At 64.2% G+C, this 16,264-nt stretch carries 13 protein-coding genes; 7 read left to right on the plus strand and 6 right to left on the minus strand.

Features of this window, described 5'->3' with window-relative positions; translation table 11 throughout:
• Nucleotides 1-158 precede the first annotated feature (158 nt).
• From ACO77H_RS26045 to pilG, 6 genes are all read right to left on the minus strand, one after another.
• Nucleotides 159-614, minus strand: coding sequence for a chemotaxis protein CheW (locus ACO77H_RS26045; protein ID WP_169953565.1), 456 nt, complete (start codon nt 612-614; stop codon nt 159-161).
• Nucleotides 607-6,462 carry an Hpt domain-containing protein gene (locus ACO77H_RS26050; protein ID WP_432754736.1) on the minus strand — a complete coding sequence of 1,952 codons (5,856 nt, stop codon included), beginning with the start codon at nt 6,460-6,462 and terminating at the stop codon, nt 607-609. Before ACO77H_RS26050 ends, ACO77H_RS26045 begins: the two co-directional genes overlap by 8 nt.
• Nucleotides 6,463-6,620: 158 nt before the next feature.
• Entirely contained in the window at nt 6,621-8,672 is a 2,052-nt protein-coding gene (locus ACO77H_RS26055) for a methyl-accepting chemotaxis protein (RefSeq protein ID WP_169953563.1), read from the minus strand.
• Nucleotides 8,669-9,205 (minus strand): chemotaxis protein CheW, encoded by a 537-nt coding sequence (locus ACO77H_RS26060; RefSeq protein ID WP_169953562.1) that lies wholly within the window; start codon nt 9,203-9,205, stop codon nt 8,669-8,671. Before ACO77H_RS26060 ends, ACO77H_RS26055 begins: the two co-directional genes overlap by 4 nt.
• 12 nt (nt 9,206-9,217) lie before the next feature.
• Nucleotides 9,218-9,583: a twitching motility response regulator PilH gene (gene pilH / locus ACO77H_RS26065; RefSeq protein WP_169953561.1), complete on the minus strand. Its 366-nt coding sequence runs from the start codon at nt 9,581-9,583 to the stop codon at nt 9,218-9,220.
• Between the two features lie 44 nt (nt 9,584-9,627).
• Nucleotides 9,628-10,035 (minus strand): twitching motility response regulator PilG, encoded by a 408-nt coding sequence (pilG, locus tag ACO77H_RS26070; protein ID WP_032858786.1) that lies wholly within the window; start codon nt 10,033-10,035, stop codon nt 9,628-9,630.
• 238 nt (nt 10,036-10,273) lie between these two features.
• On the opposite strand from pilG, the gene gshB reads away from it, so the two are divergent.
• The 7 genes from gshB to ACO77H_RS26105 all read left to right on the plus strand — a co-directional run bounded on the left by gshB (nt 10,274) and on the right by ACO77H_RS26105 (nt 16,197).
• Complete coding sequence (gene gshB, locus ACO77H_RS26075; protein WP_029300457.1) at nt 10,274-11,227, plus strand: glutathione synthase; 954 nt, start codon at nt 10,274-10,276, stop codon at nt 11,225-11,227.
• Between the two features lie 77 nt (nt 11,228-11,304).
• Nucleotides 11,305-12,204 (plus strand): energy transducer TonB, encoded by a 900-nt coding sequence (locus tag ACO77H_RS26080; RefSeq protein WP_169953560.1) that lies wholly within the window; start codon nt 11,305-11,307, stop codon nt 12,202-12,204.
• A gap of 100 nt (nt 12,205-12,304) precedes the next feature.
• Nucleotides 12,305-12,874 carry a YqgE/AlgH family protein gene (locus tag ACO77H_RS26085; RefSeq protein ID WP_170042156.1) on the plus strand — a complete coding sequence of 190 codons (570 nt, stop codon included), beginning with the start codon at nt 12,305-12,307 and terminating at the stop codon, nt 12,872-12,874.
• Nucleotides 12,874-13,311, plus strand: a complete 438-nt coding sequence (ruvX, locus tag ACO77H_RS26090) for a Holliday junction resolvase RuvX (protein WP_005792259.1) — start codon at nt 12,874-12,876, stop codon at nt 13,309-13,311. The genes ACO77H_RS26085 and ruvX overlap by 1 nt, the downstream gene beginning before the upstream one ends.
• Nucleotides 13,312-13,393: 82 nt before the next feature.
• Nucleotides 13,394-13,900: a bifunctional pyr operon transcriptional regulator/uracil phosphoribosyltransferase PyrR gene (gene pyrR, locus ACO77H_RS26095; RefSeq protein ID WP_432754737.1), complete on the plus strand. Its 507-nt coding sequence runs from the start codon at nt 13,394-13,396 to the stop codon at nt 13,898-13,900.
• A gap of 24 nt (nt 13,901-13,924) precedes the next feature.
• Complete coding sequence (locus ACO77H_RS26100; protein ID WP_038444135.1) at nt 13,925-14,929, plus strand: aspartate carbamoyltransferase catalytic subunit; 1,005 nt, start codon at nt 13,925-13,927, stop codon at nt 14,927-14,929.
• Nucleotides 14,926-16,197, plus strand: coding sequence for a dihydroorotase (locus tag ACO77H_RS26105; protein WP_432754738.1), 1,272 nt, complete (start codon nt 14,926-14,928; stop codon nt 16,195-16,197). The genes ACO77H_RS26100 and ACO77H_RS26105 overlap by 4 nt, the downstream gene beginning before the upstream one ends.
• The last annotated feature ends 67 nt before the right edge of the window (nt 16,198-16,264 follow it).

Raw genomic sequence — 16,264 nt, forward strand, 5'->3', positions numbered from 1 at the left:
GGTTTGGCGCCAAGCGCAATCCAATGTGGGAGCTGGCTTGCCTGCGATGCAGACGCTTCGGTGTGTCAGTTAAACCGAGGTGATGCTATCGCAGGCAAGCCAGCTCCCACACAAGCCAGCTCCCACATTGGGTCTTCAGAGGTGCTGAAAACGGTTGTTCACGCCAACCCAGCCTCGACCAGCAGCGCTTCCAACCCCATCAGATCCGGCACTTTCGCCACATGCTCGCCGACCTGTACCGCCGCCAGTTCCAGCGGTGATAGGGGTACGTCCACGTAGCTCAACTGGCTGTCGAGCTTGTACGAGCGGGGAATGCCCTGGATCACTAGCGCGATGAACTTCAAGGTCGGGCGCCCGCCGAGGGCGTTGAGCACGACGATCCGTGCGCGTTCGCTGACAACGCTGGTACCACCGCAGGCCGCTTCGAAGCTGATCAGGGGCAGTTGCTGGTCGCGCCAGGTCACTTGCCGCAGGTACCACGGCGGAGCGTCGCTGGCCGGTTCGCCGCGCTGGAAGTCGATCAGCTCGGCCACCGCTACGTTGGGCAGCAGCAGGTGGCGGTCGGCCAGGGGCAGCAGCAAGCCGGTGAGTTGGCTGGTGCGGTGGTCAAGCATGTTTCGGGCTCCAGTAGGCGATGCTTTCGAGCAACACCGACTCTTGATAGGGCTTGCCAAGGTAGTCGTTGACGCCAATCGCCATGGCCCGATCGCGGTGTTTCTGGCCGGTGCGCGAGGTGATCATGATGATCGGCAGGCGCGCGAGCCGTGGGTCGTTGCGCACCTGGATCGCCACTTCAAAGCCATCCATGCGCGGCATTTCGATGTCCAGCAACATCAGGTCCGGGGTGTGTTCTTCGAGCAGGGCGATGGCGTCGATGCCGTCCTTGGCAGTCAGTACGTTCATGCCGTTGCGCTCGAGCAGGCGGCTGGTGACTTTGCGTACGGTCACTGAGTCGTCTACCACCAGCACCAGCAATCGCTGTTTTTTCTGCGGCTCGTTGACCGCCAATGCCGTGTCCGCCGCCTGGGCCGGCAAGGCCGGGGCCAGGGCGCGGATATGTGCCAGCAGGTCGATGATCAACACCACCCGGCCATCGCCGAGGATGGTCGCCCCGGACAGCCCCTGCACCGCCGCAAACTGCGGGCCCAGGCCCTTGACCACGATTTCCCGGGTGCCGGCCATGTCGTCCACCTGCACCGCAATATATCGCTCGTTGCATTGCATCAGCAGCACCGGCAGCGGCTGGCTTTGCCCCAGCAGCTTGGGCCGGGCCACGGTGTGCAGCAGCTCGCCCAGGTAATACAGCTCATAGCGCTGGCCGGCGTATTGATACACCGGCGGGTCCAGTTGGTAGTGCCCTTCCAGCTCATTGGGCAACACGCGCACCAGGCCCTGGATGGTGTTCAGCGGGATCGCGTACTGGTCTTCCGCGCACTGCACCATCAACGCCCGGTTGACCGACACGGTGAACGGCAGGCGAATGCGAAAATGCACGCCCTGCCCCGGCGTAGAGTCGATCACCATGCTCCCGCCGAGCTGGCGCACTTCTTCATGCACCACGTCCATGCCCACGCCGCGCCCGGAAATCTGGGTGATTTTTTCGGCGGTAGAAAACCCCGGCTGCAAGATGAACTGCAACACATCGCGATCGCTGATCTCCATCTCCGGGTCCAGCAGGCCACGCTTGATCGCCTTGCGCCGCACCGCATCCAGCGGCACGCCAGCGCCGTCGTCGCGCATGTCGAAGATGATGTCGCCACCTTCGTGGCTCAGGTCCAGGGTGATCCGGCCCTTCTGCGGCTTGCCCGCCAACAGCCGTGCATCCCGCGATTCCAGGCCATGGTCGACGGCGTTGCGCAGCATATGCTCCAGGGGCGCGGCCATGCGCTCCAGCACGTTGCGGTCCATCTCGCCCTCGGCATTGCCGACCACGAATTCCACGTCCTTGCCCAGCTCGCCGGCCACTTGCCGCACGATACGCTTGAGGCGCGGCAGCATGCGCTCGAACGGCACCATGCGCGTGCGCATCAGGCCTTCTTGCAGCTCGGTGTTGATCCGCGCCTGTTGCTGCAACAGGTTCTGCGCGTCCTGGTTACGCTGGTCGAGGGTTTCCTTGAGGTCCAAAAGGTCCGAGGCCGACTCGGACAACGCGCGGGACAGCTGTTGCAACTGGGAATGGCGATCCATTTCCAGTGGATCGAATTCTTCGTAGCCCAGGCGCTCGGTCTCGGCGTGCTGGCGGCTGAGGATACGGCCCTGGGTCTCGGTATCGAGGCGGCGCAGTTGGTCACGCATGCGCTCGATGGTGGTTTCCACCTCACTGAGGGCGGCGCGGGCGTCGTTGACCTGCTGCTCGATGCGCCCACGGAAAATCGAGGTTTCGCCGGCGAGGTTGACCAGGTCATCCAGCAGCTCGGCAGAGATTTTCACCATGTCCGCGCCCGGCTCGCTAGCGGCCGGGGCTTCGGGTTTGCTGGCGGCCATGGCGACCGGTGCGGCCTGGTCTTCGCTGGGCTGGACCAGGCTTTTGATGCGCTCGATCAGGCGCTCCACCGAACCGACCGGCAACCCCGCCGCCACTGCCTCGACCATCTGCGCCAGGCGGTCATGGCAGCCCTGCAGCAGCGCAAACAGCTCGCTGGTGGGCGCCAGCAAGCCCGCCGACAGGCCTTCGTAGAGAAACTCCAGTTCGTGGGCCAGGTCGCCAATCGGGCCAATCTCGACCATCCGCGCGCCGCCCTTGAGGGTGTGCAGGTCGCGCAGCAGAGTCTCGACTTCCTGGCGGCCCTGGGGCTCGGCCTGCCAGCGCGACAGTGCGGCGCCGGAGCTGTCGAGGATGTCGGCCGCTTCCTCCAGAAAGATGTCCAGCAGCTCCGGATCACTGCCGCCGCCCTGTGCATCGGGCGGTGTGGGCAGCGCCACCGGCGCGGCGTTCTGGCGCACCTCGCGCAAGCGGCCAATCAGGGCGCTGGAATCACTCAAGGGTTGCTGCTCTTGCAACTGCTCCAGTTGCAAGGCCAGGTGTTCATGGCTGTCCATCAACACTTGCGCCATTTCAACGGAGTAGTTGTAGCGCCGGTCCACCAGGCCTTCGTAAAGGCTTTCCAACTCTTGGGCCAGATCGCCCACCGGGCCGATTTCGGCCATGCGCGCACCGCCGCGCAGGGTGTGCAGGTCGCGTTGCAGGGACGACAGCGGCGCCACGCCGTCGGGGTCCAGCAGCCAGCGCTTGAGGGACTGCCCGGCGCTGTCGAGGATATCCACCGCTTCTTCAAGGAAGATCTCGACGATCTCATCGTCCACCGCCCAGTCCTGCTGCAACTGCGAGGTGGCCGCGCCCAGTTCGGCAATGCTCAAGGCGCGACTGCCATCGGTTTTGATCAGGCCGGTGGCGCTGGGGTCGAGCCCTTCATCGAGTAACTCGCGCAAGGCTTTCATGCGCGCCGGCGCCGGGCAGACCTCCTGGCCGGCGGCCAGTTGGTCGAGCATGTTGATCAGGGCTTCATGGGCCTGTTCGGCCTCCTGGAAAAATCGCTCGCTGACCGCCAGGCTGCTTTCTTCCACCGCGCCATACAGGTCGAGCAAGGCTTCGCACAGTTCATCCATCGGATGCAGTTCGGCCAGGTGCGCGCCCTCGCCCAGGGTGGTCAGCTCGTCCAGCAACGCACTGAGCTCCTGGCGCTCGCCAGGGTGTTGTTGCCAGCGCCGCAGCAGGCTTTCGGCATCGAGCAGGATGTCCATGCCCTGGGCCAGGAAGTTGCTGATCAACTGTGGGTCGCGCTTGACCCGCAGGCCGGCGCTCGGCGCATTGAGGAAGGCTTCGAGCTGGCTGTCGAGGCGCGCCTGGGTGCGCTCGATCAACGATTGCGCACCGTCGATGGGCGCCAGGGGGTCACTGTCCAACTGGCGCAGGCCGCGCTGGAACAGGGCTTCGCCCTCCAGCAGCAAGTCGATTTCATCCAGGTCCAGGGCCAGGCGATGGGCCTTGTATTCGCGGGTCAGGTGGTCCAGCGGCCGCGCCAGTTCGGCGATGGGCAAGACGCCCGCCATGTAGGCACTGCCCTTGAGGGTATGCAGGGCACGTTGCAGCTCATCGCTGACAGGCAGCGGCATCTGCTCGGTGGCCTGGTGCAAAAACCGATTGAGGCTGTCCAGGTGACTCTGTGCTTCGTTGCGAAAGATCTCCAGCAGCAGTGGGTCGAGCGCGCTGTCATCCTGAGCCACGGCTGGCGGTAACGGCGCGCCACTGGCCAGGGCATGGGCGCGTGCGGCAAGGTGGTCGACATCATCGCGCTGGCGCTGGGTGTCGGCGGCGAACTCGGCGATCAAGGCCGGCAGCAGCACCAGCACGTCATCCAGCACGGCCTGGACCTCGGCGCCCGGCGCGACCACCCGTTCCAGCACGCGGTTCAGCAGGTTTTCCACGGCCCACGCCAACTCCGCCAACACCAGGGCACGCACCATGCGCCCGCTGCCCTTGAGGGTATGGAAGGCGCGGCGCATGTCGCTCAGGGCGGTTTTATCTTCAAGGCTGGCGGCACCTTGGGGCACCAGGCGCTGCAACACGTCCAGCACTTCGGCGGTTTCTTCCAGGAACACTTCGCGCAGTTCATCATCCACCGACTCTTCATCGGCTGGCGGCGGCAGCAGGCTGCCCGGGCGTTGCAGGGCCGGTGGGTTGAGACGTGGGGTCGGGCTGGCCAGGGCCTGCGCCAGGGTCTGGGAATCGACCGGCAATTCATCGTGCGGTGCCGAGGGTTCCTGGCGCCAGGCTTGCTGCGCGGGCACTGGCGCATAACCTAGCGCCGCGAGCCCTTCAAAAGCGATATCCAACACCCGCTCGCCCGGTGCATCCGGGTCCTGCAGCATGCGCTCCAGGTAGTGTTCCAGGCTGGTGAGCACATCGGCGCAATGCTCCAGCTGCGCCGCCGGCGGCGCGGTGTCATGGCCCATCCACTGTTCATCGACGTAAATCTTGAAGCCACGCACCAGGCTCGCCGCGCGCGGCAGCGGGATCATCGCCAGGGCGCCACGCACCTGGGTCAGCAGCTCTGGCAGGGACTCCAGGCGCTGTGTATCCCATTGCGCCTCAAGGCAGTCGATGACCAGCTCTCGCGCCTGCTTGAGGCACTGGCATGACTCCTTGATCACCAATTGGTGGATCTGGGTCAGGTCGGTGGTGGGCAGGCGGCTGTCTTCACGGTTTTGCGGTTCGACGGTGCCGACCATCCCCGCCAGGGTCGCTTCGACATAAAGCAGGGCCCCGGCGACATCCATCAACACCGCGTCGTTGGGCTCGCGCTGCCCCTGGGCCAGGCCCTGGACCACCGCCAATTGGTCGATGATCACTTTGCGCGGCTGGCCAAAGCCCAATACCGCCAGGGTATCGGCGATCTGCCGCAACGGCGCCAGCAGGCTGTCCAGGCCAGAGATGTGTTGGCGGTCGCTGCGCACGAACAGGTCCAGGCGCTCCTTGACCCGCACCAACTCCTCACACAACGCGCCGAGCACCGAGCCCATGGCGTTGCGGTCCGGCCCGGCCAGGCGCGCGCGCTCGGCATCGACCACGGTGCTGTCGGGCAAGGCTTCATCCAGGCCGTAGCGTTCCTTGAGGCTTTGCATGCGCGGCGTCGGTCGGGTGACTTTGGCGATGTAAAACAGCAGGCTCTTGAGCAGTTGGTCGGGCGCCGGGGTGTTGATCCCTTCGATGCCCTGGATTTGCAGGCGCTTGAGCACCTTGTCACAGCTCTTGAGCAGGCTGCGCAACGCCGGGCTATTGGCGATAACGCCGGTGAGCATGCCTTCGGCCAGCGCCGAGGTGACTTGCCACAACGCCAGCAACGGCGCGCCGTGACACAGCGCTTCCAGTTGCGCGAAGACCCGCGCCATGTCTTCCAGGTTGCTCGGGCCGTGGTCTTCACGCAGCAGCCCGGCCAAGCCCTGTTGCAGCATTTGCCGCCATTGCTGCAGTTGCTCGGCAAAATCGGCCGGCGCTCGTTGGGCCAGGGCATCATCGGGCAGCGGCGCGATCACCAGCAGTTGCGGGCTGAACAGGCTGGTTTCCGAGAGCAGGCTTTTGCCGTGCACGCTGCGCAGGTCGTTGAGCAGTGGCAACACCACCAGGGGCAGGTCGCGCCGCGCGCTGTGCACACGGTCCAGGTACAACGGCAGTTGGCCGAGGGCCTGTTGCAGCAGGCGAATGCCTTCTTCACGCTGGCTGACACGCCCGGCTTGCAGGGCCAGGGCCAGGTGCTCCATTTCTTCGGCGAGCAGTGCCGCGCCGTAGAACTCGACCATTTGCAGCGCACCGTGGACCTGGTGAATGCCCTCCAGGCACTGCGCCAGGGCTTGCTCGCTGGCGTCCTCGGCAAAGGCGTCCAGCGCCGCACGGGCCTGCTTCAGGGTGTCGGCGATCTCGCCCTTGACCCATTCGAGGGCGACGTAGTCGTGCCGGTCAACCATAACGACTCCCGTCTGAATGGGTGAAAAGTGAGAATCCATGTGGGAGCGGGCTTGCTCGCGAAAGCGCTGGGTCAGTCGGCACATTAGGTGACTGATACACCGCTTTCGCGAGCAAGCCCGCTCCCACATTTAGATTGCGGTGGCTTTGGGGAGGCATGTCATTCATCGGTCTTGCGCACGGGCGGCAGGGTGAAACCCGATACCGAGCGGCGCAACTGGCTGGCCATTTTGGCCAGGTTGCCAATGCTCTCGGCGGTGGCCGTGGAGCCCGATGAGGTCTGGCTGGTGATCTGCTGGATCACGTTCATGGTCAGGGAGATCTGCCCCGCCGACGAGGTTTGCTGCTGCGCGGCGTTGGAGATGCTCTGGATCAGCGCGGCCAGGGTCTTGGACACCCCCTCGATTTCTTCCAGGGCCACCCCGGCGTCCTGGGCCAGGCGGGCGCCACGTACCACTTCGGTGGTGGTCTGCTCCATGGAGATCACCGCTTCGTTGGTGTCGGTCTGGATCGCCCGCACCAGGTTCTCGATCTGCCGGGTAGCCGCCGACGAGCGCTCGGCCAGGCGTTGCACTTCATCGGCCACCACCGCAAACCCGCGCCCGGCGTCACCGGCCATGCTCGCCTGGATCGCGGCGTTGAGGGCGAGGATGTTGGTCTGCTCGGCGATGTCGTCGATCAGGCTGACGATGTCGCCGATTTCCTGGGACGACTCGCCCAGGCGCTTGATGCGCTTGGCGGTGTCCTGGATCTGCTCGCGAATGTTGTCCATGCCGTGGATGGTGTTGTGCACCACCTCGTTGCCCTTGTTGGCGATCTCCACCGAGCGCTCGGCCACCGCCGAAGACTCGGCGGCGTTGGCCGATACCTGGTCGATGGATTGGGCCATCTGGTTGATCGCCGTCGAGGCTTCGGCAATCTGCTGGGCCTGGTGTTCCGAGGCCTGGGCCAGGTGCATGGCGGTGGCCTGGGTTTCCTGCACGGCGCCGGCCACTTCACCGGCGGTGAGGTTGATGGTCGCCACCAGGTCGCGCAACTGGTCCACCGAATAGTTGATGGAGTCGGCGATGGTGCCGGTGAAGTCTTCGGTCACCGAGGCGGTCACGGTGAGGTCGCCGTCGGCCAGGTCTTCGATTTCGTCGAGCAGGCGCATGATCGCGTTCTGGTTGCGTTCGTTTTTCTCGGCGGTTTCGCGCAGCTGGCGATTGGTCTCGCGCACCATCACCAGGCCAATCAGGATGATTGACGCCAGCGCCAGCAAGCCCAGGACATAGCCGCCGATGGTGTCGAGGGTGCGCCCGCCGGCCAGGTTTTCAAAACCGGTGGCCAGGTGCGAGGCTTCATCGAGCAGGGTTTGCGACAGGCTGAAGATGTTGCTTGCCGAGGCGCGCACCTGGAACAGTTGCGGCGAGGTTTCGAGGATTTCATCCACGGAGCCGGAGACAAACTCGAACAGCTCGGCAATCTCCGCCAGGCGCGCACGGGCGTCCGGGTCCTGCACTTCGCTGATCTTCAGGCCTGCGCTGCCCTGGAGCATGCCGGCCAGGACCTGGCCAAAGCGGTTGGCATCGCGGCCAAAGGCGTCGGCGGCCTTGACCGCCGTGTCATCCCCCGCCAGCACGGTGTTGACCGCCCCCAGGATGCGCTCGGCCAGCAGCGACTGGCGCTGGGCCACGGCCACCTGGCTGGCGGGCGCGCCGCGCTGCAGCAGGATCTCGACGACCTTTTCCGACTCCAACTGCAATTGCGGCACGGTTTCGGCCAGGGTCGCCGCCACTTGATGCAGGGACAGCACCGTCTGCTCGCTGGCCAGGATCACGTCGGTGTTCTTGAGCAAGGCTTCCCAGTCATGCTGCACGGCGCGCATTTCGCTGCGCACGGCGCTGGGCGCAGCGGGCAGGCCGGTGGCCGGGTCGCCTTTTTTCAGGTAGCTCCAGCGCTGGGCAAAATCATTGCGCGCCTCGCTCAACAGCTTGAACGCGGCGGCCTTGCCGGCTGCGGCCTCGGTGGCGTTCTTGGCAATGCGCTGGGACAGCACGCGCAGCTCGCCGGCGTGGCCGATGTACTGCTTGTCGTAGGTGGACTGGGTGTTGAGGTACGCGAAGTTGGCGAACAGCAGCATGATGAAGATGATCAGCGCGATAAACAGCACGATGATCTGCGAGCGGCTACGGGAGGCTTCCTGCGGTTTGACGGGCGTGGCGGTGCTCATGCGGCAACATCCAGAAAGCCCGGGGCCTGGGCCAGGGCGAAGGGGCTGAAGACCTGCCACAGCGGGTCGCCGCTGAACTGGCCTTGGATAAACGCGGCGCTGGCCGCGGGCACGCTGGCCGATACCGGGCGCAGCTGGTCCTGGGCGAAGTGCTGCAGGCCGACCACCTCATCCACCAGCAGGCCGACGAAAGTGTCTTCGTGTTCGATCACCAGCACCCGGCGCTGCTTGCGCGCCGTCGACAGCTCATAGCCGAAAAACCCGCACAGGTTGATCACCGGCAGCAAGCGCCCGCGCAGGTTGGCCACGCCCCTGACCCAGGGCTTGACCCCGGGCATCAGGGTGCAGCGCGGTTCATGCAGTACCTCGGCGACTTCGCCCATGGGCGCCACATACCAATGCCCGCCCAGGCGAAAGCCAATGCCGCTCCAGCTGTGCGAGCGGGTTTCCTGGGACGGCAAATCAGCGGCCAACAGGCGGCAACGGCGGTCGATGTCCAGCAGCAGCTCAAAGGCGGTTTGCGACTCGGTCATGGGAACGTGCCGTCAGGACTTGAGCACCGAGTTCAGCACTTCGATCAGCTTGTCTTCTTCCACCGGCTTGGTCAGGTACGCCTTGGCGCCCTGGCGTGCGCCCCAGATCTTGTCGGTTTCCTGGTCCTTGGTGGTGACGATGATGATCGGGATACCGTTGGTTTCCGGCTCCTTGGACAACTGGCGCGTGGCCTGGAAGCCATTGAGGCCGGGCATGACGATATCCATCAGGACGGCGTCGGGTTTTTCCTGGCGGGCCAGGGCCACGCCATCGGCGCCATTCTCGGCCTTGAGGACTTGGTGGCCGTGCTTTTCCAGCATGCCGGTCAGTTTGTACATTTCAGTCGGCGAATCGTCGACGATCAGAACGCGTGCCATGGTTTTCCCCACTACATTGGTTGACGCAAGCCCAGGGGGCTGGGTCAATGTGCTTGTTCTACTGCGGCGAAACCCGGCACATAGGCCTTGATCGCACTGAGCAGTTCTTCCTTGCTGAAAGGCTTGGTCAAAAATTGATCGACGCCGACGATGCGCCCCTTGGCCTTGTCGAACAGGCCGTCCCTGGACGACAGCATGATCACCGGGATGGCCTTGAACGCCGGGTTGTTCTTGACCAGGGCGCAGGTCTGATAGCCATCCAGGCGCGGCATCATGATGTCGACAAAGATAATGTGCGGGTGATGGTCAACGATCCTGGCCAGGGCATCAAAACCGTCGATGGCCGTGATGACTTCGCACCCCACGTTCTTCAACAGCGTTTCAGCGGTGCGGCGAATCGTTTTCGAGTCGTCGATCACCATCACTTTCAAGGCGTTGGAATGCTGTTCCATATCTGCTCTACCATCGCCACAGCGAATCGGGTTTCGGCGTGTACTGCCGGATGCTGCCTGGGAGGAGCGCCAAAACCCTTGCCATGCAAGGGCCGACACGCCATGGCAGCCTTTTTAGCACAGACTGGGGAGGCAATCTATCGGCCGACCGGCAAGGTGGTTTTTCCTTGACCCACAACAGCCGCAGCGCCACTCTGACGCCACTTTTATGCGCCCTTATTTGTTAGAGGAATTCCCCATGAGCGTTCGCGTCGGCATTGTCATGGACCCTATCGCCAGCATCTCCTATAAAAAGGATAGCTCGCTGGCCATGCTGCTGGCCGCCCAGGCCCGCGGCTGGACCCTGTTCTATATGGAACAGCGCGACCTTTACCAGGGCGATGGCGAGGCGCGGGCGCGGATGCGTCCCTTGCAGGTGTTCGCCAACCCTGAGAAATGGTTTGAGCTGCAAGACGAGATCGACAGCCCCCTGAGCGACCTGGACGTGATCCTGATGCGCAAGGATCCGCCGTTCGACATGGAGTTCGTCTACTCCACCTACCTGTTGGAGCAGGCCGAGCGCGCCGGCGTGCTGATCGTCAACAAGCCGCAGAGCCTGCGCGACTGCAACGAAAAACTGTTCGCCACCCTGTTCCCACAGTGCACGCCGCCGACCGTGGTCAGCCGCCGCGCCGATGTGCTGCGTGAATTTGCCGCCAAGCATGGCGATGTGATCCTCAAGCCGCTGGATGGCATGGGCGGCACCTCGATCTTCCGTCACCGCGCGGGCGACCCGAACCTGTCGGTGATCCTTGAGACCCTGACCGCCCTGGGCACCCAGCAGATCATGGGCCAGGCCTACCTGCCGGCAATCAAGGACGGCGACAAGCGCATCCTGATGATCGACGGCGAGCCGGTGGATTATTGCCTGGCGCGTATCCCGGCGGCCGGCGAGACCCGTGGCAACCTCGCGGCCGGTGGTCGTGGCGAAGCCCGCCCGCTGAGCGACAAGGACCGCTGGATCGCCGCCCAGGTTGGCCCGACCCTGCGGGAAAAGGGCCTGCTGTTTGTAGGCCTTGACGTAATTGGCGAGCACCTGACCGAAATCAACGTGACCAGTCCCACCTGTATCCGCGAAATAGACAACGCGTTCGGCACCAATATCGGCGAAATGCTCATGGCGGCAATTGCCGACAAGCTACAAGCCAAGTGACATAGAACAGCCAGATGTAAACCAACATTGCGCTATCATGCGCCACCCGTGAGACGCGCGATGTTGGTTTTCCTGTTATGACGCTTCCGTCCGACCTGCCCCCCGAACTCAGCCACAGCGGCGTACGCCCGGCTGATCGGCTCGGATTTACCCTATTCCTGGCAGCGCTGATTCATTTGGCGTTGATCCTCGGCCTGGGCTTCACGTTCGTCGAACCCCAGCAAATCAGCAAAACCCTGGAAATCACCCTCGCCACCTTCAAAAGTGAGAAAAAGCCCGAGAAGGCTGACTTTCTGGCGCAGGACAACCAGCAGGGCAGCGGCACCCTGGATAAAAAGGCAGTGCCCAAGACCACCGAAGTGGCGCCCTTCCAGGACAACAAGATCAATAAGGTCACCCCGCCTCCAGCGGCCAAGCCCGAGGTCAAGCAGGCCGCGCCCAAGGCCGCCGTCGCCACCATTGCGCCAAAACCCCAGAAGGCCGTGACCCAGCGCGAAGCCGTGAAGACCGAGCCTGTGCCGAGCAAGCCCGCACCGACATTCGACAGCTCGCAACTTTCCAGCGAAATCTCCAGCCTGGAGGCCGAACTGGCCAACGAACAACAGTTGTATGCCAAGCGCCCGCGCATCTATCGGCTCAATGCCGCCTCTACCATGCGCGACAAAGGCGCCTGGTATAAGGACGAATGGCGCAAGAAGGTCGAGCGCATCGGCAACCTGAACTACCCGGACGAGGCCCGGCGCCAGCAGATCTACGGCAACCTGCGCCTGCTCGTATCAATCAACCGCGACGGTTCCTTATATGAAGTGCTGGTGCTGGAGTCGTCCGGCCAGCCATTACTGGACCAGGCGGCACAACGCATCGTGCGCCTGGCCGCACCGTTCGCCCCGTTTACCGGCGACCTGAACGATATCGACCGCCTGGAAATCATCCGCACCTGGCGCTTTGCCAAGGGCGACCGGCTTTCCAGCAATTGACTACCCCACGCTCGCTCCTACACGGGCAACAAATCCGCTAACCGTATTCCTACACATCCCCAGCTTGTCAGTTCGCCCCTCCAACGCCACACTAGCGGACATGAAAAATGTCAGCCCGACTTACCTCAAGCACCAATTCCTGATCGCCATGCCCCATATGGCCGACCCGAACTTTGCGCACACCTTGACCTATATCGTCGAGCACACGGCCAATGGCGCCATGGGGCTGGTGGTCAACCGACCGCAAGACCTGAACCTGGCGGATATCCTTGAGCAACTGCGCCCGGAGATCGACCCACCCGCCAGTTGCCAGGCGGTGCCGATCTACTTCGGTGGCCCGGTGCAGACTGACCGCGGCTTCGTGCTGCATCCCAGCGGCCCGACGTTCCAGGCAACCGTCGACCTGGAGGGCGTGTCGTTGTCCACTTCCCAGGACGTGCTGTTTGCCATCGCTGATGGCGCCGGCCCGCAGCAGAGCCTGATCACCCTGGGTTACGCGGGCTGGGAAGCCGGGCAGTTGGAAGAAGAGCTGGCCAACAATGCCTGGCTGACCTGCCCCTTCGATGCCGACATTCTGTTCAACACCGCCAGCGAACTGCGCCTGAATGCCGCGGCCAAGCAGTTGGGGGTCAACCTCAACCTGCTGACCAGCCAGGTGGGGCACGCCTGATGGCCTTGCGACTGATCCTCGGGTTTGATTACGGCACCAAGCAGATTGGCGTGGCCGTGGGCCAGGTCATCACTGGCCAGGCCCGCGAGCTGTGTACCTTGAAGGCGCAGAACGGCATACCGGACTGGAATCAGGTCGAAGCCCTGATCAAGGAATGGAAGCCCGACGCAGTGGTGGTCGGCCTGCCGCTGAACATGGACGGCACCCCCAGCGACATGTGCCTGCGCGCCGAAAAGTTCGCCCGCCGCCTCAACGGCCGCTACAACCTGCCCTTCTATACCCACGATGAACGCCTGACGACCTTCGAGGCCAAGGGTGAGCGTCGCGACCGTGGCGGGCAGAAAGGCAGCTACCGCGACAACCCGGTCGACGCCATTGCCGCCGCCTTGCTGCTGCAGGGTTGGCTGGATGAAAACACCGCTTTATTTGAATCCTGACTGACGCGGCTTGCCGCGTCTTCTTACGTTTGAGCCCGGACTTTGCCAGCGTCACGCTGCCCAAGCCCTTGAAGGAGCCACCATGAGCCTGCCCAATCCCGCCGAACTGATCCGTCAGATGGCGACGAGCCTCACGACCCACCTGCAACACCGCGCCATCAGCGAGCCGCGTTTCATCGGTATCCGTACCGGTGGCGTGTGGGTCGCCCAGGCGTTGCTGCAAAAGCTGGGCAGTGATGCGCCCCTGGGCACCCTGGATGTGTCCTTCTACCGCGATGACTTCAGCCAGAACGGCCTGCACCCGCAAGTGCGCCCGTCAGCGCTGCCCTTTGAAATCGAAGGCCAGCACCTGGTACTGATCGATGACGTGCTGATGAGCGGCCGCACCATCCGCGCCGCCATGAACGAGCTGTTCGACTACGGCCGCCCGGCCAGCATCACCCTGGTCTGCCTGCTCGACCTCGAGGCTGGCGAACTGCCGATCAGCCCGGATGTGGTGGGCGCGACCCTGTCGCTTTCGGCCCAGCAGCGGGTAAAATTGTCCGGTCCCACGCCGCTCGAACTCGAACTGCAAGACCTCGCCCTTTAAACCGCCTTGTAAAGAGTCCCCGCGATGACGCCTCTAGATGCCAAGCGCCCGCTGCAGCTCAACGCTCAGGGCCAGCTGCAACACTTCCTGTCCCTCGACGGCCTGCCCCGCGAATTGCTCACCGAAATCCTCGACACTGCCGACTCGTTCCTTGAAGTCGGCGGCCGGGCGGTGAAGAAAGTCCCGCTGCTGCGCGGCAAAACCATTTGCAACGTGTTCTTCGAGAACTCGACGCGCACCCGCACCACCTTCGAACTGGCGGCCCAGCGCCTGTCAGCCGACGTGATCACCCTGAACGTCTCCACCTCGTCGGCGAGCAAGGGCGAAACCCTGCTCGACACCCTGCGCAACCTGGAGGCCATGGCGGCCGACATGTTCGTGGTGCGTCATGGCGACTCGGGCGCGGCGCACTTTATCGCCGAGCACGTGTGCCCGCAGGTGGCGATCATCAACGGTGGCGATGGCCGCCACGCCCACCCGACCCAGGGCATGCTCGACATGCTCACCATCCGTCGGCACAAGGGCGGCTTTGAAAACCTCTCTGTGGCCATCGTCGGCGATATCCTGCACTCGCGGGTGGCACGCTCGAACATGCTGGCCCTGAAAACCCTGGGCTGCCCGGATATCCGCGTGATCGCGCCGAAAACCCTGCTGCCGGTAGGCATCGAGCAATACGGGGTGAAGGTCTACACCGACATGGCCGAAGGCCTGAAGGATGTCGACGTGGTGATCATGCTGCGCCTGCAACGCGAGCGCATGGCCGGTGGCCTGCTGCCCAGCGAAGGCGAGTTCTACCGCCTGTTCGGCCTGACCACCGCACGCCTGGCTGGCGCCAAGCCGGATGCCATTGTCATGCACCCAGGCCCGATCAACCGGGGGGTGGAGATTGAGTCGGCGGTGGCCGACGGTCCGCACTCGGTGATTCTCAACCAGGTCACCTACGGCATCGCGGTGCGCATGGCCGTGCTGTCCATGGCCATGAGCGGGCAAACTGCCCAACGTCAATTCGAGCAGGAGAACGCCCAGTGAAGCTCAGCATTCTCGGCGCCCGAGTCATCGATCCGGCCAGCGGCCTGGATCAAGTCACTGATCTGCACCTGGAAGCCGGCAAGATCATCGCCATCGGCGCCGCCCCCAGTGGTTTCAGCCCGGTTCAGAGCATCGATGCCAAAGGCCTGGTGGCCGCGCCCGGCCTGGTAGACCTGAACGTGGCCCTGCGCGAGCCGGGCTACAGCCGCAAAGGCAGCATCGCCAGCGAAACCCGCGCCGCCGCTGCAGGCGGTGTCACCAGCCTGTGCTGCCCGCCGCAGACCAAGCCGGTGCTGGACACCTCGGCCGTGGCCGAGCTGATCCTCGACCGCGCCCGCGAGGCCGGCAATTGCAAAGTGTTCCCCATCGGCGCCCTGAGCAAAGGCCTGGATGGCGAGCAACTGGCCGAGCTGATTGCCCTGCGCGACGCGGGTTGCGTGGCCTTCGGCAACGGCCTGGAGAGTTTCCGCAGCACCCGCACCCTGTGCCGTGCCCTGGAGTACGCGGCCACCTTCGACCTGACGGTGATCTTCCACTCCCAGGACCACGACCTGGCCGAAGGCGGCCTGGCCCATGAAGGCCCTACCGCCAGCTTCCTCGGCCTGGCAGGCATCCCGGAAACCGCAGAAACCGTGGCCCTGGCCCGTGATCTGCTGCTGGTGGAACAAAGCGGCGTACGCGCGCACTTCAGCCAACTGACCAGCGTCCGCGGCGTAGCCTTGATCGCCCAGGCCCAGGCCCGTGGCCTGCCGGTGACCGCCGATGTGGCGCTGTACCAGTTGATCCTGACCGATGAGGCGTTGATCGACTTCTCCAGCCTGTACCACGTGCAACCGCCACTGCGCACCCGCGCCGACCGTGACGGTTTGCGTGCGGCGGTGAAGTCCGGGGTGGTTTCGGCGATCTCCAGCCACCACCAGCCCCACGAACGGGATGCCAAGCTGGCACCGTTTGGCGCGACAGAGCCTGGGATCAGTAGCGTCGAGCTGCTGCTGCCACTGGCAATGACCCTGGTGGAAGATGGGTTGCTGGACTTGCCAACGTTGCTGGCACGCCTGAGCTCAGGCCCGGCGCAAGCGCTACGCCTGCCGGCGGGCAAGCTGGCGGTGGGTGCGGCGGCGGACCTGGTGCTGTTTGACCCGGCCAGTTCTACTGTCGCCGGCGAGCAGTGGCTGTCCCGCGGTGAAAACTGCCCGTTCATCGGCCATAGCTTGCCGGCGACTGTGCGCTACACCCTGGTGGATGGACGGATCAGCTACCAGGCTTGATCCAGAACTGAAGCGGGCACAGTCAAATGTAGGAGCGGGCTTGCTCGCGAAAGCGGTGTATCAGTTA

It is taken from the genome of Pseudomonas sp. WMBT8 (genome assembly GCF_050916005.1).
Lineage (GTDB): Bacteria > Pseudomonadota > Gammaproteobacteria > Pseudomonadales > Pseudomonadaceae > Aquipseudomonas.